At 63.9% G+C, this 25362-nt stretch carries 17 protein-coding genes; 6 read left to right on the top strand and 11 right to left on the bottom strand.

The window, feature by feature from the left end:
- Nucleotides 1–67 precede the first annotated feature (67 nt).
- Nucleotides 68–1141, bottom strand: coding sequence for a prolyl aminopeptidase (gene pip, locus WDU96_RS02155; RefSeq protein WP_337336840.1), 1074 nt, complete (start codon nucleotides 1139–1141; stop codon nucleotides 68–70).
- Between pip and WDU96_RS02150 the strand changes: the two genes are divergently transcribed.
- Both WDU96_RS02150 and WDU96_RS02145 read left to right on the top strand, forming a co-directional pair.
- Nucleotides 1129–1323: a hypothetical protein gene (locus WDU96_RS02150; protein WP_337336839.1), complete on the top strand. Its 195-nt coding sequence runs from the start codon at nucleotides 1129–1131 to the stop codon at nucleotides 1321–1323. The two genes, pip and WDU96_RS02150, sit on opposite strands and share 13 nt — an antisense overlap.
- Before the next feature lie 58 nt (nucleotides 1324–1381).
- The gene (locus WDU96_RS02145) at nucleotides 1382–1891 is read left to right on the top strand and encodes a recombinase family protein (RefSeq protein WP_420063924.1); all 510 of its coding nucleotides are present in this window, start codon (nucleotides 1382–1384) and stop codon (nucleotides 1889–1891) included.
- Nucleotides 1892–1909: 18 nt separating this feature from the next.
- Here the strand turns inward: WDU96_RS02145 and WDU96_RS02140 are convergent, their stop codons facing one another.
- The 7 genes from WDU96_RS02140 to WDU96_RS02110 all read right to left on the bottom strand — a co-directional run bounded on the left by WDU96_RS02140 (nucleotide 1910) and on the right by WDU96_RS02110 (nucleotide 15426).
- Nucleotides 1910–4255, bottom strand: a complete 2346-nt coding sequence (locus WDU96_RS02140) for an excinuclease ABC subunit UvrA (protein ID WP_337336838.1) — start codon at nucleotides 4253–4255, stop codon at nucleotides 1910–1912.
- Nucleotides 4256–4345: 90 nt separating this feature from the next.
- Nucleotides 4346–4924 carry a DNA-3-methyladenine glycosylase I gene (locus WDU96_RS02135; RefSeq protein WP_337336837.1) on the bottom strand — a complete coding sequence of 193 codons (579 nt, stop codon included), beginning with the start codon at nucleotides 4922–4924 and terminating at the stop codon, nucleotides 4346–4348.
- A gap of 31 nt (nucleotides 4925–4955) precedes the next feature.
- Nucleotides 4956–5921 carry an NAD(P)-dependent alcohol dehydrogenase gene (locus WDU96_RS02130; protein ID WP_337336836.1) on the bottom strand — a complete coding sequence of 322 codons (966 nt, stop codon included), beginning with the start codon at nucleotides 5919–5921 and terminating at the stop codon, nucleotides 4956–4958.
- A 95-nt stretch (nucleotides 5922–6016) separates the two neighbouring features.
- A complete protein-coding gene (locus WDU96_RS02125; protein ID WP_337336835.1) occupies nucleotides 6017–8122 on the bottom strand; it encodes an acyl-CoA dehydrogenase family protein in 2106 nt (701 codons plus the stop codon).
- Between the two features lie 233 nt (nucleotides 8123–8355).
- On the bottom strand, nucleotides 8356–10113 hold the full coding sequence (locus WDU96_RS02120; RefSeq protein ID WP_337336834.1) for a glycoside hydrolase family 3 protein: 1758 nt from the start codon (nucleotides 10111–10113) through the stop codon (nucleotides 8356–8358).
- 54 nt (nucleotides 10114–10167) lie between these two features.
- On the bottom strand, nucleotides 10168–12243 hold the full coding sequence (gene recQ / locus WDU96_RS02115; protein ID WP_337336833.1) for a DNA helicase RecQ: 2076 nt from the start codon (nucleotides 12241–12243) through the stop codon (nucleotides 10168–10170).
- A gap of 678 nt (nucleotides 12244–12921) precedes the next feature.
- A complete protein-coding gene (locus WDU96_RS02110; RefSeq protein ID WP_337336832.1) occupies nucleotides 12922–15426 on the bottom strand; it encodes a DEAD/DEAH box helicase in 2505 nt (834 codons plus the stop codon).
- An 83-nt stretch (nucleotides 15427–15509) separates the two neighbouring features.
- Between WDU96_RS02110 and WDU96_RS02105 the strand changes: the two genes are divergently transcribed.
- Entirely contained in the window at nucleotides 15510–15830 is a 321-nt protein-coding gene (locus WDU96_RS02105) for a GNAT family N-acetyltransferase (RefSeq protein ID WP_337336831.1), read from the top strand.
- Between the two features lie 74 nt (nucleotides 15831–15904).
- Here the strand turns inward: WDU96_RS02105 and WDU96_RS02100 are convergent, their stop codons facing one another.
- Nucleotides 15905–19474, bottom strand: coding sequence for a S8 family serine peptidase (locus WDU96_RS02100; protein WP_337336830.1), 3570 nt, complete (start codon nucleotides 19472–19474; stop codon nucleotides 15905–15907).
- A 136-nt stretch (nucleotides 19475–19610) separates the two neighbouring features.
- On the opposite strand from WDU96_RS02100, the gene WDU96_RS02095 reads away from it, so the two are divergent.
- The 3 genes from WDU96_RS02095 to WDU96_RS02085 all read left to right on the top strand — a co-directional run bounded on the left by WDU96_RS02095 (nucleotide 19611) and on the right by WDU96_RS02085 (nucleotide 22910).
- On the top strand, nucleotides 19611–20162 hold the full coding sequence (locus tag WDU96_RS02095; protein WP_337336829.1) for an ECF transporter S component: 552 nt from the start codon (nucleotides 19611–19613) through the stop codon (nucleotides 20160–20162).
- A gap of 82 nt (nucleotides 20163–20244) precedes the next feature.
- Nucleotides 20245–22074 (top strand): ABC transporter ATP-binding protein, encoded by a 1830-nt coding sequence (locus tag WDU96_RS02090; protein WP_337336828.1) that lies wholly within the window; start codon nucleotides 20245–20247, stop codon nucleotides 22072–22074.
- Nucleotides 22071–22910, top strand: coding sequence for an energy-coupling factor transporter transmembrane component T (locus WDU96_RS02085; RefSeq protein WP_337336827.1), 840 nt, complete (start codon nucleotides 22071–22073; stop codon nucleotides 22908–22910). Before WDU96_RS02090 ends, WDU96_RS02085 begins: the two co-directional genes overlap by 4 nt.
- Before the next feature lie 73 nt (nucleotides 22911–22983).
- Here WDU96_RS02085 and WDU96_RS02080 read toward each other — a convergent pair whose 3' ends face one another.
- Both WDU96_RS02080 and WDU96_RS02075 read right to left on the bottom strand, forming a co-directional pair.
- Nucleotides 22984–24147: an acyl-CoA dehydrogenase family protein gene (locus tag WDU96_RS02080; protein WP_337336826.1), complete on the bottom strand. Its 1164-nt coding sequence runs from the start codon at nucleotides 24145–24147 to the stop codon at nucleotides 22984–22986.
- Between the two features lie 160 nt (nucleotides 24148–24307).
- On the bottom strand, nucleotides 24308–25345 hold the full coding sequence (locus WDU96_RS02075) for a M15 family metallopeptidase (RefSeq protein WP_337336825.1): 1038 nt from the start codon (nucleotides 25343–25345) through the stop codon (nucleotides 24308–24310).
- Nucleotides 25346–25362: the final 17 nt, after the last annotated feature.

Genomic DNA, 25362 nt, shown 5'->3' with positions numbered 1-25362 from the left:
TGTCTACAGACGGCGGCGAGGGAGCGTTCTACGACGCAAGAAGCGCATCGGAGCGCTGCAAGAATCCTTAGTCTACCAGGGACGCGGCCTCTGCCTCGGCCAGAGACAACGGCTGCGTCTCAGCAAGTGCGTCATAGCGGGCGGCTTCAGGCTCGCTCACGGGTTCGAACTCGGCGGCGAACTTGTCGGTTGCGGCGCGCAGCACCGCCGCAATCCCCGGCTCGGTGGCGGCGTGCGAAGCATCCGAGATCATGAAAAACTCTGCCTCGGGCCACGCCCGGTGCAGATCCCACGCGGTCATCGGCGGCGTGCACATGTCGTAGCGTCCCTGCACGATCACGGCGGGAATGTGGCGGATCGCCCGCACCCCGCTGATCAGCTGGCCTTCTTCGAACCAGCCACCGTGCATGAAGTAGTGGTTCTCGATTCGCGCGAACGCGGTGGCTGCGGCGGGGTCGGTCATGTCGGCGACCAGCTCAGGGTCGGGAAGCAAGGTCAGCGTGGACGCTTCCCACCTCGACCATGCCACTCCCGCGGGAATGTGCACCGCGGGGTCTGGATCGCTGAGTCGCCGATGGTAGGCCGCCAGCATGTGGGAGCGCTCGAGTACCGGAATCGGTGCGATGAAGTCTTCCCAGAGATCGGGGAACACGGCTCCTGCCCCACCCTCGTAGAACCATTCGAGTTCATGTCGGCGAAGGGTGAAGATGCCGCGCAGCACGATCTCGCTCACCGCGTCGGGGTGCGACTGGGCGTATGCGAGCGCGAGCGCACTGCCCCATGAACCGCCGAAGACCTGCCACTTCGCGATGCCGAGGTTGCGACGCAACAACTCGATGTCAGCCACGAGGTGCCAGGTTGTGTTGAAGCGAAGATCAGCCTCAGGATCGCTCGCGTGCGGGATGGATTTTCCACACCCTCGCTGGTCGAAGAGAATGATGCGATAGCGCTCAGGGTCGAAGAATCGGCGTTGCCACGGAGAGGTTGCGCCGCCCGGACCACCGTGCAGAAAGACCACGGGCTTGCCGTGGGGGTTGCCACTCTGTTCCCAGTAGATGCGATTGCCCTCGCCCGCGATCAGCTGTCCGGTCTCGTAGGGTTCGATGTCGGGGTAAAGGATGTCATCCAGTGAGTCGTTCATCGGCTTCTCTCGGCGTTCTCGCACTGTCGCCGTTGGCAGTGCGCAATGATGATCATGGCTCACGGTACCGCGCGCAACCCGGCTTAGCGCGGAGCCTAGGCCTGCGGGTTGCGCTCTGCCAGGCCCTCGCAGAGCTGGATGCTGATGAGCTCAGCGTGCCACTGCAGCTCGAGAAAGAGTGAACGGTTGGCGGATCAGTGCGTGCTGGGCGAGAATGAGAGCCGACGAAGAGGTATCTCCATGAGCGAGACAGCAATGACTCCCGCAACCAACGGCATCCACACACCCAGCGATCACGCGCATCCCGAGACAGCTCCGCTCCACCTGCCGCACCCTGCTGCCGATTGCCCGCGTTGCTTCACCGAGCTTCAGGCCGATCGACACTGGTGGCAGGCCCGTCCCGCCGGTGCGCGGCTGGTTGGTCTCGTCATCTCGCGAGACGACATGCCCTCGGTGGTCGATCAGCGAAACGAGCTCACTCGTTTCGGAGTGCCGATTGAAGGGTTCCGTCACCCGGCACCCGAGACGCTCGAATCGTGGGAAGAGCGACTGGTCCGCCTTTTCGGGACCCTCAAAGGCGGCGACGTGCTCGTGGTGGCCAATATGCACGCTTTAGGCCGCGACAACGAAGAAGAGCGACGCACCATCGCCGCTCTGCGCAATCGAGGGGTCATGGTGAAGGTGCTCAGCCACACTGGTCGCCACCTCGCTGATCCCGTCGCTATCGCCGAGCACTCCAAACAGGCCTGAAGCGACGCCGGTCGGCCATCAGCCGCCGACGTACTGCCGCAGATGTGCTGCGGTGAGAGTATCCGACGACGCAATGAGGTCGGCTGGCGTACCCTCGAAAACGATTTCGCCCCCGCCCCGGCCCGCGCCCGGGCCCAGATCAATAATCCAGTCGGCGTGCGCCATCACCGCCTGATGATGCTCGATCACGATCACGCTGTTGCCTGACTCGACCAGCCTGTCGAGCATGCCGAGCAGGTTGTCAACGTCGGCGAGGTGAAGCCCGGTCGTGGGCTCGTCGAGCACATAGATCGCTCCCTTCTTGGCCATCGAGATTGCCAGCTTCAACCGCTGGCGCTCTCCGCCCGACAGGGTGCTGAGCGCCTGGCCGAGCGTGATGTATCCGATTCCGACGTCGATCATGCGCGCCAGCGTGGTGTGGCTTGCTCCTTTCTTGGGCAAGAACTCCTCTGCCTCAGCCACGGTCATCGCCATGACTTCTTTGATGTTCTTGCCGTCGAGCAAGTGCTCGAGCACCTCGTTGGCAAAGCCACTGCCCTCACAAAGGTCGCAGCGGGTCTCGACCGTCGAGGCGAAGCCGAGCTCGGTGATGATCACGCCAAGCCCCTTGCACGCGATGCATGCTCCCTCGGAATTCGCGCTGAACAGCGCAGGCTTGACGCCGTTCGCCTTAGCGAAAGCGGTGCGAATACCGTCAAGCAGGCCCGTGTACGTCGCGGGGCTGCTGCGTCGGGAGCCTTTGATGGGCGACTGGTCGACGACGATGACATCGTCAAACGCGGGCAGATTGCCGTGGATGAGTGACGATTTTCCCGACCCCGCAACCCCTGTCACGACGGTGAGCACGCCCAGTGGCACATCGACGCTGACATTCTTCAGGTTGTGCTGCGCAGCATCCCGAATCTCAAGCACGCCCTTCGGTGTGCGCGTGGACTCTTTCAGCCTCGCCCGGTGGTCAAGGTAGCGCCCGGTGAGAGTGTTTGACGCGCGAAGATCGGCGACGGTTCCGCTGAACTGCACTTCGCCACCCGCTCGGCCGGCGCCGGGGCCGAGGTCAACGACGTAATCGGCGATATCGATCACCTCCGGCTTGTGCTCGACAACCAGAACGGTGTTGCCCTTGTCTCGCAGCTGACGAAGCAGGTCGTTCATGCGCTGAATGTCGTGCGGGTGCAAGCCAGCCGTTGGCTCGTCGAATACGTAAGTGATGTCGGTCAGCGAGGAGCCAAGGTGGCGAATCATCTTGGTGCGCTGAGCTTCACCGCCAGAGAGGGTTCCCGACGCGCGGTCGAGCGAGAGATACCCCAGCCCTATCTCGACGAACGAATCGATGAGCTGTTGCAGACTGACCAGCAGCGGCGCCACCTGCGGATCTTTGATCGAGCGCAGCCAGGTGGCAAGGTCGGTGATCTGCATCTGGGCGGCGTCGGCAATGCTCACGCCGTCGATCTTCGAATCACGTGTGGCCTGCGCAAGCCGCGTGCCCTCGCACTGCGGGCAAGCTAGGAACTTGACAGCCCGGTCAACGAACGCGCGAATGTGCGGCTGCAGGGCATCGCGGTCTTTCTGGAGCATCGACTTGGTGATCTTGGGAACCAGACCCTCATAGGTCATGTTGATGTTCTGGATCTTGATCTTGGTGGGCTCTTTGTAGAGAAAGTCATTGAGCTGCTGCTCAGTGAAGTCCTTGATGGGCACATCTGCGGGAAACAGCCCTGACTCGCTGAATCCGCGCACCATCCAGCCGTCGGCGCTGTAGCCGGGGATCGTGATGGCACCATCGGTGAGCGACTTCTCACGATCGAATAGTTCGGCCAGGTCAACGTCGCTTACCTCGCCGAGACCCTGGCAGTGCGGACACATTCCGCCGGTCACCGAGAATGACCGAGCCTCGCTCTTGCCGGACGCCGTTTTGATGCGCCCGCTGCCGCTGACCGACGGCACATTGAACGAATAGGCCTGTGGCGAGCCGATGTGCGGTGCAGCGATACGGCTGAACAACAAGCGCAGCATCGCGTGCGCATCGGTTGCGGTGCCGACCGTCGAGCGGGCGTTTGCCCCCATGCGCTCCTGATCGACCAGAATCGCCGGGCTCAGATTCTCGAGTGCGTCGACTTCGGGGCGATTCATCTGCCCCATGAACTGCTGCACGAACGTGGGGTAAGTGTCGTTGATGAGGCGCTGAGACTCGTTCGCTATCGTGCCGAACACGAGCGAAGACTTGCCCGATCCGCTCACGCCGGTAAAGACGCTCAATCGCCGTTTGGGAATTTCAACACTCACGTTCTTGAGGTTGTTCTCGCGTGCACCGACGACGCGAATCACCTCGTGAGAATCAGCGATGTGTCCGGATGCCTCGGTCATGAGTTTCCTCTCGTGGTGCCACCTACATTCTGGCGTGCACCGGCGACATTGCGCTTGTGTTTTTCTGCGCGGGCGCAGAACCGCTCCTACTCAGACGATGACCGCGCGCCAACAACCCGGCACGTGGTCATCGACCATGCCAGACGACTGCATCAAGGCATACATCGTGGTTGACCCGACGAAACGAAAACCGCACTTCTTCAACGCCGTGCTCATGGCATCGGACTCAGCCGTCGTGGCAGGCACATCTGCGAGCGACTGCGGACGAGGTCGCTTCTCTGGCGCAAACGACCACATGAACTGGTCGAACTCCCCCGCACGCAACTCCAGCATGAGTCGAGCGTTTGAAATGGTCGCCCCGATCTTCAATCGATTGCGGATGATTCCCGCATCCATCATCAACCGCTCGACGTCCGAGTCATCGAATCGCGCGATCACCGCGGGATCAAAACCTGCAAACACCTCACGAAAGTGCGGTCGCTTGCGCAGAATGGTGATCCAGCTGAGTCCGGCCTGAAAGCCCTCAAGGCTCATCTTCTCGAACAGCGCCAGGTCGCCGTGCAGCGGTCGCCCCCACTCCTCGTCGTGGTAGCGGCGATACTCCGCGTCATCCCCCACCCACGCGCAACGCGCGATGCCGTCGGGCCCGATCCGCACATCCGCACTCATTCCGCAACCCTACGGCGCGGGGCGGACAGTGTCAGGCCATCGAGAGGACGAGCTGCCCGGCGCGCCCGCGGTCGAGATGGGCGTGCGCAGCGGATGCTTCGGCCAGCGGGTAGGTCCCCTCGACCACGGCGCGCAGAGACCCGGCGTCGACCAGCTCGGCGGTGACGGCGAGATCGTGGCGCTTCGCGGCATCCTTCCTGAGTCCAGTGAGCGCGATGCGCGAGCGTCGTCCGCGTGAGCCGATCGTCCACAGGTGCCACCAGAGCGCACCGAAGGTCGGCACCGTGATCAAGTAGCGGCCCGTCGGGGTGAGCAGCGCTCGCGCGCGGCGGTAGCCGAGGTTGCCGTTCACATCGAACACGACGTCGAAGCGGTCGTCGAGTCTTGGAATGTCGACTGCTCGGTAGTCGAGTACGCGCTCGACTCCGAGGTCGCGCACCGCCTGCGCGCGCTCGGCGCTGCACACCGCGGTGACCTCGGCTCCCCACGTATGGGCGAGCTGTACGGCCAACGTGCCGACCGCGCCGGATGCTCCGTTGATCAGCACACGGTCGCCGCTCTGCAGCTGTGCGGTGTCACGGAGGAAGGCCATCGCCGTCGCGTCGACGAGGGCGGCGGCATCCGTCGACGAAAGCCCCGCAGGACGACGCGCGATCACGCCCGAGGCCTTGACGCGCACGAAATCGGCGTGCGAACCCATCGCGGCTCCAGTGGCCCCCCACACGCTGTCGCCCGGCGCAACCTCGGTGACGCCGTCGCCGATCGAGTCGACGATCCCCGCGAAGTCCGAACCCTGGATCGACGGTCGCGGTTTTCGCAGTCCCGCGAAGAGCCGTGCGGCGAAGGACTCGCCCGATCGAAACGCGGCGTCGGATGCCCCGACAGACGAGGCTTCGACGCGCACGACGACGGTGCCGGGCTCGGCGACGGGCGTCGGCCGCTCGACAACCTCAACGACCTCGGGCCCTCCGTAGGCCCGGAAGACGACTGCGCGCATGGTCTGCTCCTTCGTGTAAAGAATTATTTACACGAAGGCTACGACCCAGTCCGCGAGTATGTCAAGTTTTCTTGACATACTCGCGGTGCGACGGACTACTTCTTCTTGAGCGACTTCTCTGACACGGGCGCCTCGCCCGATGCAGCGAGCGCACGATAGTGCTCGCGGGCCTCATCCTGGCGAGCTCGCTCGGCGCCTGACGCGATCGGAGCGCGCACGTGCTCGGGCGCGAAGCCGTAGGCGTCGACGAGGTCTTGAGCGTGCGGACGAAGCCTCGTGCAGAGTCGGTCGATGTAGCGAGTAACCGATGCCGCACGCTGGGTCGAGAGCCGCCCGTTGATCATGTACCAGGCGAGGTGCTTCTCGATCAGGTAGAGGCCAAAGAGGTCTCGAAGCCAAGTGAGCACCTGCGCGGTGCCCTCATCTTCGACCGAGGCGACACCGTCAGAGAACGCCTCCCACTGCAACAGCTCTCCGTGTGCACGAGCCGCTTCGATGAGCTCTGCCTGGCGAGAGTTGAAGACCTCGGCTGCCTCTTTCGAGGAGAGCTTGGAGGCCGGTCGCAGCGCCGAGGCGACGTCTGACACCATCTGCTCAACGCGTCCGGCGAGCAGCTCATGCTGCTGTTCTGCACGCAGGCCGAACTCGACCGAGCGCGCCGTCGAACCGAAGTCGGCGACCGACTGGCCGAATTGACGCAAGCCTGCGCCGTGAAAGACCTTGCCCGCGGTCTGGCCGACAGCGTACTTCGCGAGCTTGGCAGCATCCGCCCCTTTGAACTGCTTTGCGAAATCGCTCAGCAGTCGCTTGCCGACAAGCTGCAGCAGAACGTTGTTGTCGCCCTCGAAGGTGACGTAGACATCGAGGTCTTGACGAAGGCCCACAAGCCGGTTCTCGCCAAGGAAGCCGGAGCCACCGCACGCCTCGCGCGCTTCTTGGATGGTGTCGAGGGCGTTCCATGTCGAGAGCGGCTTAAGCGCGGCGGCAAGGGTCTCGAGATCTTCGCGCTCTTCGGGGGTGTCATTGCGACCCGAGAAGACGCCATCGAACTTCTGCAGCAGCTCATCGTTCGCGAAGAATTGCGCGTAGTTCTGGGCGAGCAGCGGAAGCAGACGACGCTGGTGCTTGCCGTAGTCGAGCAGCACGATCTCGTCGGTGCCCGAGCCAGAATCGAACTGACGACGCTGGTTGGCGTAGGTGAGGGCGATATAGAGCGAGAGCGCCGTGCCGGTCGTTGCGGCGCCATCAAGCGAGACGCGACCCTGCACGAGCGCGCCGAGCATGGTGAAGAAGCGGCGGCCTGGGCTGGAGATCTCGCTCGAGTAGCTGCCATCAGCGGCAACATCACCGTAGCGGTTGAGCAGGTTCTCACGGGGCACGCGCACCTGATCGAAGTGCAGGCGACCGTTGTCGATGCCGTTGAGGCCACCCTTGACGCCATCGTCTTCGCCACCGACGCCGGGCATGAAGCTGCCCTCGTCGTCGCGGATCGGAACGAAGAAGCAGTGCACTCCGTAGTTCACGCCACCGGTAATAAGCTGTGCGAACACAGTTGCTGCCTTGCCGTGCACAGCGGCATTGCCGAGATAGTCCTTCCATGCACCGCGGAACGGTGTGTGAATGACGAACTCTTCGGTCTCGACGTCGTAGGTCGCGGTGGTACCGATTGCGGCGACGTCTGAGCCGTGGCCGGTCTCTGTCATCGCGAATGCGCCGGGAATGGTCAGGTCGACGATGTCGCGCAGCCACTTATCGTGGTGCTTCTTCGTGCCCAACTGCAGCACCGCAGAGCCGAAGAGCCCCCACTGCACACCCGACTTGATCTGCAGGCTGGGGTCAGCGAGTACGAGCTCCTGGAATCCGGCAATGTTGGCGCCGTTGTTCCCCTCGCCGCCGTACTCTTTCGGAATTGCGCGGCGCGATGCGCCATGCGGAACCAGCAGGTGCATCTGCTCGAGCACACGCTCGCGGTGCTCGGCCATGGGCTGACCTTCGATGCGCCAGAATGCGGGATCCTTGATCATCTCTCGCGCCTCGCGGCGGGTGTCTGCCCACGTTCCCAGCAGCAAGTCGGTCACCGCATCGATCTCGATGCGGGGCTCGGATGCTTCGGCGGCGCTGTGTGCGGCGGTAGGCGCGCCGCCGGCAGGAGTGCGCTTGCTCTTGGCGGGCGTCGAAGAACGGACGGCGGTGTCAGACATGGCATCACCTTTCGGCTTTGGAGGGCAGGCTAAGTCACTTTCGACCGTAGGACTCCTCCAACGGCCCGGCAACACCGTTGGCGCATTGCTACAACCCGGCGACGCTACAGCTTCGCCGGTCATGTGCACTCCCGACATGTCATCGCCGAGACCCCATTGCGCAGCGAGGCCAATGCGCCCGCACGTGCAAGAACAGTGGCCTCAAGTGATGAGTGTTGCTTGGGCGAGGTGGCCTAGAGCTTCAGCCCATGACCGAAGCGGAAGAGCGGGTTCTCGGTGTCGAAGGGCACATCAGGGCGTGATGCCTCGACCGCTGCCATCGAGCGCGGCAGGTCAAACGGCAGACGACCCTTCGGCGACGCAGCGCCGGTCAGCACATCGAGCAGTGCGGCGGCACTCGCGCCCCAGTTGGCCGTGATTGCCGCGACATGATCGACGAATGGTGTGAGAACTGCGGGGCGGTCAAGCAGCACGTCGATGACCGTAGGCACGGTAGCCGCGACCTCGCGCACATGAGCCACGACCTCGTCTGAGTAGTCGAGTGAACCCGCGTGAAAGAAGTTCTCGAACATCGTCTCGCGCTCTTCGAACGGAGCCTGGAGTCGCAGCACCGCCACTTCTGCTTCAGCCGGGGTGGCAACGATGTCACCGAAGCGCGCGGCAGTGTCTGCGTCGATTCCTTCAACGTAGAGCTTCGGACGATTCGCGAGCGGGAGCACTCCGGTGTTGGCGAGCACCGTGATCGCCGCGCGCTGGGCGGCTTCGCCCGCCGCGCGAAACTCGGCGTTGCCGACAATCGCGTCAGCCTTGTCTTCATCCACAAATGGGTTCTCGAACAGCCCGAGGTCGAACTTCTCGCGCAACACGCGGCGCGCCGAGACGTCGAGGCGCTCTTCGGTCACTTCACCGTCTGCGACGAGCTCAAGCAGCAGTTCGGGGCATGCTTCGCCGCCGAACTGGTCGACGCCGGCGTCCATGACCTTCTTCATGCGCTCACGCGGGGTCAGATGCTCAACACCCCACGCTCGGGCAGCGTGAACGTGACCGAGTAGCGCGCGGTCGTGAATCAGTCCCCAGTCGGTGCACACCACACCTTCGAATCGATAGCGCTCGCGCAACAGTCCGGTGATCACCGACTTATTGAAACCGAAACCGACTTCTTCGTACTCGGTGCCCACCGGCATGCCGTAGTAGGGCATGATCTGGCGGGTGCCTGCTTCGAACGCTGCCTCGAAAGGCTTGAGATGCGTTTCAAACTGGCCACCGGGATAGACCTGCTCGCGCCCATAGGCGAAGTGCGGGTCTTCGCCGTCCTTCTGCGGTCCGCCACCAGGAAAGTGCTTCGTCATCGTCGAGACGGATCCGGCACCGAACGACTCGCCCTGAAAGCCCCGAATGTAGGCAGCGCCCATGCGGCCGGCAAGTTCGGGGTCTTCGCCGAAGGTCGCCGTGGCGCGTGCCCAACGAGGCTCGGTGGCAAGGTCGACCTGCGGATGCAGTGCCACGCGCAGGCCTACGGCCGTGTACTCCTGACGAGCGATGTCGGCAAACTGCTGAACGAGTTCTTCATCGCGAGTCGCGGCGAGCCCCATTGTCTCTGGCCACTGCGAGAACGGTCCGGCCATGATCGCAGCCCCAGGGTTCTCACTGAACGAATGGCGTGGATCGGTTGAGAGAGTGACCGGAATTGCGAGCCGGGTGGATGCGGCCAGCTTCTGCAAAGAGTTCTGCCAGGCGGCGATCTCGCGTCCCGTGGGGGCCGCGCCCAATAGGTTGAAGTGGCTCATCAGCTTGTCATCGATGAACTCGCGCGCCGAGGGGATGTCGAACATCGCGTTGCCCTCGTCGAGATCGCTGATCGCGATCATCGTGTGAAAAAGCAGCCCGGCCTTCTCTTCGATGGTCATCTGCGACAGGAGAATCTCTACGCGATCGTCGATCGGCAGCGATGCGTCACGAAAACGCGTGTCAATAGTGGCGTCATTGCTCATGCCCTCGAGCATAAACCGAACAGAGCTAGGTTTTCAACCGGATCATCCTGTCGGCTAGGAGCCAGCCACGACCGCCAACACCGCCTCGCCGTACGCCTCGCGCTTCTTCGCACCAATTCCCGTCACTCCATCGAGGTCGCCCAGACTCTGTGGACGATGCTCGGCGAGCGCGCGCAGCGTCGCGTCGCCGAAGACGATGTAGGCCGGCACGCCGAGCTCTTTCGACACACCTGCTCGCCACTCGCGCAACTTCTCGAAGAGTCCGCGGTCCGCGGCATCCAATGTGTCAGACGCTGAGGTCTTGCGAACCCGGGGCGCCGTGCCCGCGCGGCCGATCACATCGCGACGCAGCAGAACGGTCGCTTCACTGCGCAGCACCGCTCCCGCGGGCTCACCGAGAGCGAGGGTGCCGTAGTCGCCTTGCGCGACGATGATTCCGCGCGCGAGCATCTGCCGGATGACGCTGCGCCAGTCTTGGTCGCTGAGATCCGAGCCAAGCCCGTAGGTGGCGAGTGTGTCATGACCCTGCTGGCGGATTCGCTCGGTCGATGCTCCGCGCAGAATATCAACGAGATGACCGGCACCGTACGACTGGTTGCGCTCGCGCTTCAGCCGAACAATCGTCGACAGCAGCTTCTGTGCGGCGATCGTGCCATCCCAGGTGTCGGGCGCTTCGATGCAAGTGTCACAGTTGCCGCAGGGCTGCGATGGCTGCCCGAAGTAATCGAGCAGATTCTGACGTCGGCAGCTGACGGTTTCGCACAGGCCGAGCATCGCATCAAGGTGCTGTCCGAGCCGCACCTTGTAGGTGCGGTCGCCTGGACTCTGGTCGATCATTCGGCGTTGTTGCACGACGTCACCGAGACCATAGGCCATCCAGGCGATGGATGCTTCGCCGTCACGTCCGGCGCGACCGGTCTCTTGGTAATAGCCCTCTACCGACTTCGGCAGGTCAATGTGTGCGACGAAGCGAACGTCGGGCTTGTCGATGCCCATGCCGAAAGCGATCGTTGCCACGATGACGACACCGTCTTCGCGCAGGAAGCGCGACTGGTTGGCAGCTCGCGTCTCGGCGGGCAGGCCGGCGTGATAGGGCAGCGCCTTGATGCCCTGCGTGCTGAGGTAGTCCGCAGTCTGCTCGACCGATTTGCGACTGAGCGCGTAGACGATGCCGGCCGGCGGCTCGGTGTCAGTCGCCACGCGAAGAGAGCGGATGAAGGCGACAAGTTGCCTGCGCGGATCGGTCTTCGCCTCGATGCGGTACTGAATGTTGGGGCGGTCAAAGCTCGAAACGAAGTGCTTCGCCTTTGGCATCTGCAGACGCTCAGTGATCTCTTTGTGAGTCGCGCGGGTTGCTGTCGCCGTGAGCGCGAGGCGCGGCACCCCAGGGAACCGCTCGCCGAGGCCGCCGAGACCGAGGTAGTCAGGGCGAAAGTCGTGACCCCACTGCGACACACAGTGTGCTTCGTCGATGGCGATCACGCTGAGCTTTCCTCGCGCCAGAAAGCGCAGGGTGGCCTCGGTGTTGAGGCGCTCGGGTGCGACATAGAGCAGGTCGAGTTCGCCCGAGAGGTATGCCTGCTCGACCGCCGCCCGTTCGCTAGAGCTCTGCGTCGAGTTGAGGTAGCCCGCGTGCACACCGTTGGCTTTGAGTGCGTCAACCTGATCGTGCATCAGTGCGATCAGCGGGCTCACCACCAGTCCGGTGCCAGGTCGCACGAGTGCGGGCAGCTGGTAGCAGACGCTCTTTCCGCCGCCGGTCGGCATGAGCACCACGGCATCGCCACCAGCGATGACCTGGTCGATGATCTCGCCCTGGTATCCGCGGAAGGTGTCGTAGCCGTAGACCTCGTGCAACACCGCGCGGGCATCGGCACCGACGAAGTCTTTGCGCGGCGACGAGGGGAACGTGGCAGGCGGACCAGCTGGCACAGCGGCGGCGCTGCCGCCAGACCGTGCGGTGCCCTGACGCCTGGTTGAGCTGGAGGTGCCCGCGGGCGCGCCCGCAGCTGAACTCGGCGCGCCGCGATAGGGCCCCTCGTCAAACGGCGGCTCATCAAACTCCGGCGGCGGGGCGTGCTCGTCTGGATCCCACACCAGGTCTGCGTATGGGTCGGACTGGTTGCTCATCCCTCCCAGGGTAGCCGTGGCGCCCGACACCGCTCACCCGTTTCCACAGGCGGGTGTGCCCGGCTTCGGCGGGCCGTGCCGGCGAGCGGGGGTGCCAGCAAGCCGCGGTGCCCGCCGCCAGCGCGCGGGGGTGCCAGCCGCCGGCGCGCGGGGGTGCCAGCCTTCTGTGCACGCCACCGGCACGCGAGGGGGCAGCCTTCCGCTCCCGCCGCCAGCGCGCGGCGAAACGGCCGGGCGATTCGACGACACGCCGCACCGCAGCATCCACACCCCGCGTGTCACCAAAAGCCCCGGCCGTTTTGCACACAGGCACCCGTTCAACACGCGCGGGTGCCAGGCTTCGCTGCGGACCGCCAGCGCGCGGGGGTGCCAGCCGCCGGCGCGCGGGGGTGCCAGCCTTCTGTGCACGCCACCGGCACGCGAGGGGGCAGCCTTCCGCTCCCGCCGCCAGCGCGCGGCGAAACGGCCGGGCGATTCGACGACACGCCGCACCGCAGCATCCACACCCCGCGTGTCACCAAAAGCTCCGGCCGTTCTGCACACCGGCACCCGAACAACACCGGCACCCGAACAACACCGGCACCCGAACAACGCGGAACACCCGTTCAACAAGGAACACCCGTTCAACACCGGCACCCGAACCGGCTACGCAAGCCACCAAGCGGACCCACCGGCGCACTAGAGCCGCACGACCTCCGTCACGCGCACGATGGCGGTGCCCTCTTCGACCGAGGCGGCGAGGTCGACCTCAGCGCGAATGCGCCAGTCGTGGTCGCCCGCGGGGTCGTCAATCGTCTGCTCGACGCGCCACACTCCCTCATCAGCCGACGATTCGTCGATATCGACCAGTCGAGGTGAACGCGCTGGCCCGCCGGTAAGCAGCTCGTCATGGTCGTCGAAGTAGACGTCGAGCGCTGCGGGCCAGTCGACGTCGGGGTCGAGTTCAACGAGCTCGTCGTCTTTCTGCAACGCTGCCAGCTGCACGCGGCGAAACAGCTCGTTGCGCACCAGCACGAGAAACGCGCGCCGGTTGGTGAGCACCGACGGCGGTGCTGGCGGAACAACGGGAGCGGCGGGGTCGGTCACCGGGTTGATCAGCGCTTCCCACTCGTCGACGAGGCTCGAGTCAACCTGGCGCACAAGTTCGCCCAGCCACTCGATCAGATCGAGCAGCTCAGACGTCTGGGCTTCGGTCGGCACGGTCTGTCGAATGGCGCGATAGGCATCAGAGAGGTAACGCAGCACGAGCCCCTCGCTGCGCGCGAGTTGGTAGTGCTGCGTCAACTCGGCGAACGAGAAGGCCCGCTCGAACATGTCGCGCACGACCGACTTCGGCGAGAGCTCGAAGTCGCGAATCCACGGCTGGCTCGACGCGAAGACCTCGTACGACTGGTTCAGCAGCTCTTCGAGCGGCTTCGGATAGGTCACTTCTTCGAGCAGTTCCATCCGCTCGTCGTACTCAATGCCGTCGCGTTTCATTGCGGCAACCGCTTCGCCGCGAGCCAAAAACTGCTGCTGAGAAAGCACCGGCCGAGGGTTGTCGAGGGTCGACTCGATCACGCTCACAACATCGAGCGCGTAGTGCCCGCTTCCCACGCTGCCGGCTTCGTCCTCGGGGTCTAGCAACTCAATCGCGGCGAGCGCAAAAGGCGACAGCGGCTGGTTGAGGGCAAAATTCGCCTGCAGGTCGACAGTGAGTTGGATGCTGCCATCCCCCGTCACTTCAACTACGTCGGCGGCCACCAGGGTGCGGAAGATATCGAGGGCGCGTCGCGCGAGCTCGAACTGTCGCGCACGCGGCTCGTGGTTGTTGCGCACGATGTCGCGCACGTTCTCGAACACGTCGCCGCCCCGCGCGATGATGTTGATGAGCATGGCCGCGGTGAGCTGCATCTGTGGAACCAGCGGCTCGGGCTCAGCGTCAACAAGTCGCTCGAACGAGGCCTCGCCCCAGTTGACGAAACCCTGCGGTGCTTTCTTGCGCACGACCTTCTTGAGCTTCTTCGGGTCATCCCCGGCCTTCGCCAGCGATGAGGCGTTGTCGATCTCGTGGTCGGGGGCCATCACAACCACCGTGCCCGCCGTGTCGTAGCCCGCACGACCCGCCCGGCCAGCTACCTGGTGAAACTCACGCGCGCTCAACTGACGCATTCGCTGACCGTCGTACTTGGTCAGCGCGGTGATCATGACGGTGCGAATCGGCACGTTGATACCGACACCGAGAGTGTCAGTACCGCAGATGACGCGAAGCAGGCCGCGTTGCGCCAGAGTTTCGACGAGCCGCCGGTAGCGCGGCAGCATCCCGGCATGATGAACACCGATCCCCGCGCGCACATAGCGCGAGAGCGTGCGCCCAAACGTGGTGGTGAAGCGGAACCCGCCGATCGCCTCGGCGATCTCGTCTCGCTGCTCACGCGACACGATGCGAATCGACGACAGCGCCTGCGCACGCTCCATCGCGGCAGCCTGCGAGAAGTGCACGATGTACACCGGCGCCTCACCCGTGTGGAGGAGCTCTTCAACCGTTTCGTGCACTGGTTTGCGCACATACGAGTAGTGCAATGGCACCGGCCGCTCGACGCCCGTGATGCGCGCGAGGGGGCGACCCGTTCGTCGCTCGAGATCTTCGGCAATGTCGGCGACGTCACCGAGGGTCGCCGACATCAGAATGAACTGCGCGCGGTGCAGAATCAGCAGCGGCACCTGCCACGCCCAGCCGCGGTCGCTGTCGCCGTAGTAGTGAAACTCGTCCATGACGACCTGGTCAACAAGCGCATCAGGCCCCTGACGCAGTGCGAGGTTCGCCAGAATCTCTGCCGTACAGCAGATGATGGGCGCATCTGCGTTGACCGATGAGTCACCAGTAACCATGCCGACGTTGTCTGCACCGAAGATGTCGACCAGCGCGAAGAACTTCTCGCTCACCAGGGCTTTGATCGGCGCAGTGTAGTAGGTGCGCCCACCGGCGGCGAGCGCCGCCGCGTGAGCGGCAATCGCGACCATCGACTTTCCGGTGCCGGTCGGGGTCGAAAGCACCACGTTCGCACCAGAGGCAATCTCGATAACCGCCTCGTCTTGAGCGGGGTAGAGCGTCAGTCCACGACTGGTTGCCCACTGCACAAACCCGTCATAGACGGTGTCTTCGTCAGCGCCCAGCGGCACGAGGTCGGTGAGCAGTGGCATCCCCCCACTCTGTCATCTCTTGCTGCGGGACTGGCGACACGATTCGCAAAGCCGTACGTTGATCACCAGACGAAAGGATGCCGATGACAACCTCCGCAGATGAAACCACCGTTGCGCGCAATGAGAAAGCAAGCCGCTACGAGATCCATGTTGGCGAAGTGTTGGCTGGCTTCGCCGACTACAAGACCGACTCTCATGACCGCGTGTCGTTCCCCCACACCGAGATCGACCCGGCGTTCGCCGGCAGAGGTCTGGCGAAGCTTCTCATCAAAGACGCGATGGCCGACGCTGCCGCACGAAACGACACCGTGGTGCCGCACTGCCCGTTCGTCGAGAAGTATCTGAAGAACAACTCCGTGGAGGGGCTCGAGGTGGTGTGGCCCGACGAGCCGCACCCCGAATAGGCCGATTGACCCGCACCTGCCACATGTTGAAGGGCGCCCGAGCGTTGCTCGAGCGCCCTTCAACCGTTTTCGCGTTAGCGCAGCACCAAGAACCCGGTCACTCCTGCTGATCTCTCAACCGTCTCGGCACCGTCGTAGACGGCGGTCACAACGTGTATGCCGCTGCTCTGCCTCGGCAGTGTGATGCTTAGCGCACCGTCGGTCAGTGTGCCGGTGTACTTCTTGGAGTCCACCCGCACGGTCACTTCGCCTTCGGCTGCGGCATCACCCGAGACCTGCACCGACACGTTCACTTCGAAAGTCTGCGAAGACTTGCCGACGTATCGGTTCATCTTGACCGTCGTCTTCGAGTTGCTCTTCACGATCACTTCGTCGCTCACGGCCACACCGCTGTTCACGTTTCCGCTCTGCGTTGCGGTCACCTGAATGGAGAGTGCTGAACCGGCATCTGCAGAAGTCACCTCGTAACGGGGCGTCGTTGCTCCATCAATGGGTTCGCCATCGCGCAGCCATTGATAGGTCACCGCAACTCCGCTCGGTGTCCACTTTCCCGCGTCAGCCTTGAGCGTTTTTCCAACCTTCGCCGAGCCAGTGATCTTCGGAGCCTTGGTGGCAACCGGAGCGGGCTCGCCAGCCTCGACCGTGACCAGCGTGCGCACCGCAGAGTCGCCGTACTGCACGACGCCGAGATAGCTGGTTGACGGTTCAAGGTTCTGCCACGAAGCGGTGAAGGTTGCTTGCTCGCCCTGGGCCACCGTGACGGGGTTTGGCTCCGCCGTGAATTCCCCGACACCATCGGGCGTCACGATTGCTTCGTGGAGGTCCCACGTCATCGGATCGGTTACCGAGTACAGGTTCGCGATGATCAGGTAGGTGCCGGCTTCTGGGTAGTCCAATGTGACCTGCTCGTCGGCCGAGCCTGTTGCTGACTGCCATACCTCGTAGTAACGCAGATCGTCAGGGCTCACGACGTGGTAGACGAACAGGTCGAGGTCGCTGCCGACATCGTCAGAGGAGTCGAGCGTCCATTGTGCGAGGCGCGTGCCCTCTTCGATCTCGGTGATCCAAGAGATATTGCCGTTCGCATCACCCGAGGCTTCGTCGCCTGAATGCCCTTCTGGGGCATCCGGCGCCACAAGCAGCTCCAGCGGTGCAAGTCCGCTGAGGTTCAGCGGCAGCTCACCCGAGATACCCGAGATGAAAGCGATATCGGTGCTCGATGTGATGCCCTGACCGACCACTGACTCCGGCGCATCGGCGGTGACCGGCTGCACAGCCAGCGGTGAGCGAACGGTGATCCCGTTGTCGCCCGTCCACGTCAGCGAACCCGTCGACCACTGCTCGACCGCAGCGCTCTCGTTTGAGAACGTGACGGTGAACTCGACGCTCTCACCTTCGGCGAGCGTCACCTGTGAGGGTGAAACCTCAGCCGCGATACCTGGAAACGACACCGATGCCGTGTAGGTTCCCGCTGTGGTCGCGGTGACCGTGCGGGTAACGGACTGCGATCCTGACAGGCTCCCGATACCGATAGACGCGAGATTCAGATCGCTGGGGTCGATCGGTTCGATCTCGGCAAAGTCTGCGTTGCCCGTGCCCTCCATGTATGCGGCCCAGTCATTCGGTCCGTTGAGATAGAGAAGGCCTGGCTCGAAGAACCGTGTCGGATCCACGTGACCCGCGCCCTGCGCAAATGGATCGGTGACCGCGTTGTTCGACGCGTCGACCGTGTCATACGCCGTGGTCATCATTGCCGACTTGACCTCAGCCGGGCTGGCGAGAGGTCGCTCGCCGAGATACAGCGCCCCGAGGCCTGCAATATGAGGTGATGACATCGAGGTTCCTGAGAGAAATTCGAACGCGCCCGCCTCACCAGGGGCATTCGCGGCCGCCGCGAGAATAGCGACACCGGGTGCGGAGATATCAGGTTTGATGACGTCACTGCCGTCGGCCAGCATCGGACCGCGGCTTGAGAAGCCCGCCACCTGTGGCGTGGGTGTTTCAACGCCGGTGACGTTGTCACCGATGAGAGTTGCCGTCGGGTTCGGCGTCACGCGCACATATTCGAGAATCGCGTCGCGGTACTCGTCGCCCAGGTGCACGGTAGGCACCGAGTGAAAGTCGTTGTCGAGCGATCCCGGCGTGACGTTCACCAGAATCATGCCCACCCCGCCGGCCTCGGCAACAGCTTCAGACTTCTCGACTCTGGCAATCGTGCCGCGGTCACAGACCACGATCTTGCCCTCGACAACGGCAGGGTCGAGAGTGTCGAGGTAGCAGAGCGCGGCCTCGGTCGGGGATTGACCCGAAAGAGCTGCGTCGCCCGCATAGATGACGTGGTCGGTGATCGTCGTGCCGAACGGCACTGAGATCGACGCACCCGCAGCCTCGAAGCCGTTGGGCAACTGCACGGTGCCTTCGTAAGTCGGGATAGTGGATGCTGCCACAGTCATGTACCAGGGTGAGGCATGATCGGCAGTCGAAGCATCCGGACCGGAGTTGCCAGCGCTCACCGAGACGAAAACACCCGCAACGGCTGCGTAGAAGAACGAAACGTCGTCGGCGGCGAGTGTCGAGGTGGCTGAGCCGCCACCGATCGAGTAGTTGATGACGTCAACGCCGTCTGCGACGGCGGCATCGATCGCGCTGAGAAGATCGCTCAGGGCACAGATATCGTCATCGGTCGTGAGCGGATCGGGGCCGACATAGCAGGCCTTGTATGAGGCTACTTTCGCGGCTGGTGCGACGCCAGAGATGGTGCCGAAGTCGGTGCCCGCAACAGATGCCGACACTCCCGCGTTGCCAGCGGCAGTACTCGCGGTGTGGGAACCGTGAGTATCACCGTCGCGGGGTGAGAGGTAGTCAGCACCGAAGTCATAGCCGGCTGCAGCCGCGCCCGACGAGAAGTACTTCGCGCCGATGAGCTTGGTCGAATAGTCGCTGTTGTCCCATTCCTCGCCCGATACGCGCTCGCTGATGAACTGCTGCCCATCTGCTTTGTCGAAAACGACGTTGTTGTCGACAAGATAGGGGTCTTCACCGGGGGTTGTCCCAAGCGGCTCGCCAGCAAATGAAGGACTCTCGGGAGCGATCCCGGTGTCGACGACACCCACCACAACGCCCTCGCCCGCGGCAGCAACGCCACCGACCGACTGCCAGACTCCGTCTTCGCCTTCAAGGCCGAGGAACTCGGTGGACGAAACGGCGTCGGGGTGGCGGATCTCGTCGGGGTACACGGCGAGCACACCCTTCGCGGCCGACAACTTGCCAGCTTCTTCTGGTGACATCTGCGCGCTGAAGCCGTTGAGCGTGACCTGGTAGGTCGCTTCGACCTCGACGCCGGCTTCTGCAGCAACCTCGCTTTGGCGCTCTTCGAGAAACTCGGTGTAGTTCTGAGCGTTGCGCGACCGAGGGTCGAGTTTCTCGCCTTCTTCAGGTTTGGTGGGCGCAAGGCCCGCTTCGCCGCCCTCGTAGCCAGCAACCGGTTCTTCCTCGAGAAGAACGATGTAGTTGCCGGTGGGCGAATCGATCGGCGCTGGGACTGTCACCTCCTCGTCGGTCGCGCCGAAGCTGGCGGTAGCGGTACTTGCGAACAGCGCGGCGAGGGTAATCGCCGCTGCAGCCCTCAAGGTATTTCGACCCATGAAGTGCTCCCTGGTGTCTAGGAAGTTGAGCAGATGTCGTCGTCGACACCCGCAAAATCAAAGCTAACCCACAGCTTCAGGCTTGTGAATAAGACATTGTGAGAATCCGATGAGAGACCGGGGCTACGCTGGGCGAGTGACTTCACGATCGCGCCTATCTACGAGCGTCTTGCTCACATGCGCCGCGATCGGCGTCGCGACAGGTGTGTTGCAGGTGGCTGCTGGCGTCATCAGCGTGCCCGTTTCGGCGACTTTGCCCATCCTCTATGGACTCGTGCTCGGTGTGCACGTGCTTCCCGGGGTGATCGCCCAAGAGCTGCTGCGCGCGCCGTGGGTTGCGCTGATCACTCATTTCGTCGCGGCCCTCGTGGCAAGCGCGATGACCCCGCCTTGGATCGGTCGCTACATCGGCACCGCCCTTCTTATCGGGGGACTGCAGGAACTGGTGGCTGCGACTTCGCGCTACAAGCAGTGGCAGCCGTGGCGGTTCTTTGTCTCGGCGGTAGTCGTGGGCGCCGTCATCGCCGTCGCGATCTGGTTCGCGGCAGACGTCACTCGCTTCCCCCTATGGGGACAGATTTTCTACGTAGCCCTGTTCATCGCCGGCCCCGTCGCGTGGACGGCAGTGGGCCTCGGCATCGGTCGGGCCCTGCGCCGCGCTGGTGTGCCGCGCAGGGTGCACGGCTGAGCACGCAGCGCTCTGTGAGACTCGCTGTATTCCTTAGGGTGAACTAAGTTAGGACTGACTAAGTTCACCTTCGGAAAGTTTCATGACCGCACTCGAGCGCGACTCCTCCGCCGCTGGGGCGGCCGACTTCGCAGTGCCCCTGGTGCGGTTGCGCGACGTCGCGATCACCCACGATGGCGAATCAGTCGCCTCTCCCGCGTCCGTCTCTTTCGAGATCGCCGCCGGCGAGGTCGTGCTGCTGCTCGGGCCTTCTGGTTCAGGAAAGTCGACCCTCACCCTCGCCCTCAACGGGTTGATCCCGCACGCGATACCAGCTGGCGTTGCCGGATCGCTCTTGGTCGACACGCTTAACACTCTCGAGACCCCCGTAGCCGAAATGAGCACCCGCGTTGGCATGGTGTTTCAGGACCCCGACGCGCAGCTGGTGACCGGAACGCTTCTCGACGAGGTGGCTTTCGGTGCCGAGAACCTTCGAATGCCCGTTGCCGCGGTGCTCTCGCGCGCGGAGGCCGCGCTTCGGCAGGTGGGGCTGTGGGAGCGTCGCCGCGAGAATCCTGACCGTCTTTCGGGCGGTGGCCGCCAGCGCCTTGCGATTGCTTGCGCGCTAGCTATGGGAGCACCGCTGCTCGTGCTCGATGAGCCCACCGCCAACCTCGATCCCCAGGGAATTGAAGAGGTCTACCAGGCCCTTGCTGAGCTGGTCGCTGCCGGGGATCACGCGATCCTCCTCGTCGAGCACAACCTCGATGCCGCGATCGGTTTCGTCGACCGTGTCGTCGTGCTCGACCACGCGGGCGTTGTCGCCTTTGACGGAGCTGTCGACGAAGTGCTGCGCGATCGCGCTGCCCAGCTGCATGAGATGGGAGTATGGCTGCCGGTCTCTTCGATCGCCGCACTTCGCATGCGTCGCGCCGGATACGTATTCGATGCCCTCCCCCTCACGCCGGCCGAACTACGCGCTGCCCTTGAGTCGACGCCGGCGCCGATAGCTGAGGCAAACGACGAGGTGCCGCAGCCAGGCGCACTCGCGCCACGCGCAGCATCCGCACCCGAGACCGCAATCGAGGTGCGCCGCCTCACCCTTCGACGCGGCCGCACCGCGGTGCTTCATGACGTGAACCTCGAGATCCTTGAGGGCGAGTTCGTTGCGATCGTCGGAGCGAACGGTGCAGGCAAGACCAGCCTGATCCAGGCGATTGCCGGGGTCATCCCGCCACCGCGCGGCACGGTGTACTTGAGTGAGACGGTGCACTCGACCCCCCCTGCAAGCGGGGGCAGGGCCGTGGACCGGGGGCGGGTCGATGTCGCTCGCGCGGACTCGCGCACCACGAGCTCACTCATCGGCTTCGTCTTCCAAAACCCTGAGCACCAGTTCATCGCGCATACGGTGTTCGACGAGGTCGCGCACGGGCTGCGGCGCCAACGTCTGCCAGAAGACGAAGTAGAAGCGCGCACCTTGGCGCTGCTCGAGAGGTTTGGTCTCGCTGAGAAGGCACTCAGCCATCCCTTCCTGCTCTCAGGAGGACAGAAGCGACGCCTCTCGGTCGGCACCGCGCTGGTCGCGGGAGCTCCGATTCTCGTGCTCGACGAACCGACGTTCGGGCAAGATCGTGCTCGCGCCGACGAGTTGCTGTCGCTGTTGCGCGAGCTCAATGATCACGGCACCACCATCGTTGTGGTCACCCACGACATGCAATTGGTCACCGAGTACGCTGACCGCACGATCGTGCTCGCCGATGGCCGTGTCATCGCCGCCGGACCCACAGCCCACATTTTCGACGACCAGGCGCTGGTCGAGCGCGCGGGGCTGCGCCTGCCGCCGCTTCGGCAGGCGCTCACGAATCTGCCCTCGCATCCTGATCTCACAGGAGTCGCACGTCTTCGAGACCTTCCCGGCGGGGCCACCTCATGACTGCCGCGACCCTCGTGACACCCGCGCAACAGGAGTTCGATCCGTACGCGGGGCGATCAGCGGCATCCCCCATTCGTTTTCTTTACGCTCTCAATCCGCTTGGCAAGCTGTTGGCCCCGCTGCCCGCGATGGCGTTGCTGGTCTTTGTTCGGGATGCTGCCACACCCGCGGCCTTCATCGTGCTCAGCTACGCGATCATCCTCGTCGGAGCATCGATGACAAAACGTCTTACCGCAGTACTCGTGGCCGTGCCGCTCGCCATCATCGTCATCGGTGTCGGGTTTTCGATCTGGACCGATGCCGCACAGGTTGACCACACGGCCCCCGCCCTGCAGATCGGCGGCTGGACACTGTATTGGGGTGCGCTGGCCATCGGCTTCACGACCGGGCTCCGCATCGCCGCGATCGTCTCGCTCACGCTGATCGTCGGGCTGTCGACCACCGGTCCAGATCTCGTGCGCTCCATGGTGCAGCAGCTGCGCGTGCCATATCGCATCGGCTACACGGCACTTGCCGCCTTCCGCTTCGTGCCGCGTTTCGGGTATGAGCTAGAGGTCATCAGGCAAGCCCACCGCGTGCGCGGTGCCCACGGTGGACGGGGGCCAGTTGCCGCCATCGCGCGATGGAGCGGCTACATTGTGCCGCTGCTCGCGGGGGCGATCCGACACGCTGAGCGAGTGGCGCTTGCGATGGATGCGCGCGCCTTCGGCGCCTACCCTGATCGCACCGAGCGCTATCTAGTGCCGTGGCACACGCGTGACACGGTGTTTGTCGTGCTGTTCGTCGCAGCATCCGCCCTGATCTTCTGGTTCACCTATCCGTGGACTCTCGCGTAGCGGACTAATGGTGACGCGAAATGCCGCGCCCGCCCGACGGGCGAGACGCGGCATCTCGATGTCGATGAAGCGCCTAGCGCTTGCCTGCGATCTGACGACCGACGATCTCACGCATGATCTCGTTCGTGCCGCCGTAGATGCGGTGAACGCGTGCGTCGAGCAACGCCTGAGCGATCGGGTACTCGGTGATGTAGCCATAGCCGCCGTGCAGCTGCACGCAGGAATCGAGGATCTCCCACTCCCGCTCGGTCGTCCAGAACTTGACCTTCGCGGCCTCTTCGGCCGTGAGCTTTCCGTCTTTGTACGCCAGCAGTGCGCGGTCGAGATATGCCCACATCACGTCGACCGTGGTCGAGATATCAGCAAGCTTGAAGCGAGTGTTCTGGAAGTCGATGATGCGTTCGCCGAAAGCCTCTCGGCTCTTCGTGTACTCAACCGTCCATGCGAAGCCAGCCTGCGAAGCAGCAGCGGCAGCGATACCGATCGACAGTCGTTCAAGCGGCAGGTTCATCATCAGCTGAATGAAACCCTGCCCCTCCTTGCCGCTGATCAGGTTCTCGTCGGGCACGAAGACGTCAGAGAATGAGAGCTCCGCGGTGTCGTGACCGTGCGATCCCATCTTGTTGAGCTTCTTGCCGTGCTCGAAGCCCTCCATGCCGTTCTCGATGATGAGAAGACTGAAAGCATCGGGGCGGTTGCCCTCGCCGGTCTTGACGAACGTGACGACGATGTCGGCCGTCTTGCCCGAAGAGATGAAGGTCTTCGCACCGTTGACGATGTAGCCACCGTCAACCTTCTTGGCGGTCGTACTCGCACCGCGCAGGTCGCTGCCTGCGCCAGGCTCGGTCATGGCAAGAGCGCCGAGAACCTCACCGGTCGCCATGCGGGGCAGCCACTTCTCTTTCTGCTCCTGCGTGCCCATGTGCACGATATAGGGAACCGCAAGGTCGTCCTGAATGCCGAACGCGCCCGCGAGGGAACCGGCGCCAGCACCGATGACTTCTTCGTTCACGATCGTGCGGAACCGGTAGTCCTGCAGCATTCCCGCGCCGCCGAACTCTTCGGGCACCGAGAGGCCAATGAGGCCTGACTCGCCCGCGGCGAGCATGGTTTCGCGGTCGATCTCGCCCGCCGCATCCCAACGCTCACGCGCTTCGGTCGTTGCGTATCGCTTGACGAACTCTTTGACGACGTCGCGGAATGCTTCGTGGTCCTCGTCGTAAATGTCGCGCTTCATGTGCGCCTCCCTCTCGTCTTTGAGGAGCTGAGCCCGACGCGTCGCGCCTCTGCAGCCCGTCACTGATCTTACTCCTGTGTGAGATTGCGTCTAGTGTGAGCTGACACTGAGTTTCAGATTGATCTCAGCATGACGGATGCTGATTGCACCGCTGGTGTCACTATTGCGGGTACGTCGGTGCGGCGTCTAGTCCGAAGAAGTCCTCCAGTGTGGAGTATCCGCCCGCGTGATATGCGGCAGCGAGCTCGTTGCCGACGTAGCGCAAGTGCCAAGGCTCGGGCGAATATCCGCTGATCTCGGTGAATCCTTCTTCGTAGCGCACTATCCAGCCGTAGCGCCACGACTCGGCCGCGACCCATTCACCCTGCGGCGTCGCCGCCAGCTCGTCGAGCGTGCCGCAGCCACCATCGCAGGCGACCACGTCGGCGGCGAGTCCCGTCTGGTGTTCGCTGTAACCGGGTCGGGCACTCACCATGTCAGCCCCCGCGACGCCCCGCGAATCTACCTGGGTGCCATAGGAACTCTGTTGCGTTGTGTAGGAGCGGTATGCGCTCTGAAGCGCGATCACGCCGGCACCATCCCCTGCCGCGGCGGCTGCCATCTCAGAAAGCGCTGCTGCCGGATCGTTGCGCAGCTTGCCGCCCGAGATGCTCTGCACGCCCTCCGAGCCTGCGAGCGAACTGGGGGCGTAGTCGATCGGGTCGAGCGGTCGCGCCTTGTTGATCACGACCCATTGGCGCTCGGGATCGTCAAGCGAGAAGCAATCGGCTCGCCCCGCGACGATGGCTGACCGCACGGCTTCGCCACCACCGGCCGCGATGATGGCGGCTTCGTCTTCGCCAGCGTCGAGCTTCGCGACGACCCCGTCTAGAGCGCAGATGTCGTCCGCGAGGGCGACGGCCCCATCGGTGGCAGCGGGAATCTCCTTGGCCGCGGCCGGCATCGGCACGTCGACGCTCGAGTCCTCATTCAACACGGGGTCGTGCGCGATCGCCGGACCCGAGAGCGCCGCAGTGACAGCGACCGCCGAACCGACCAGCAGCGAGGCAGCCACGATCGCCGCGAAACCGACGCCAATACGCGCGGCGCGGCGATCGCGAGCATGGCGTGGCGCAGACGCTTCGGCATCTAGCAGCGCGGACGCGCGCCGTTCACGCCGCGACTGAGGTTCGCGTTGCGGCTGTTGCGTGCTGGTCACACTTTCTATTGTCACCC

It is taken from the genome of Microbacterium marmarense, from assembly GCF_037204165.1.
Lineage (GTDB): Bacteria > Actinomycetota > Actinomycetes > Actinomycetales > Microbacteriaceae > Microbacterium > Microbacterium marmarense.
This window is presented reverse-complemented; position numbering and strand designations above follow the sequence as displayed.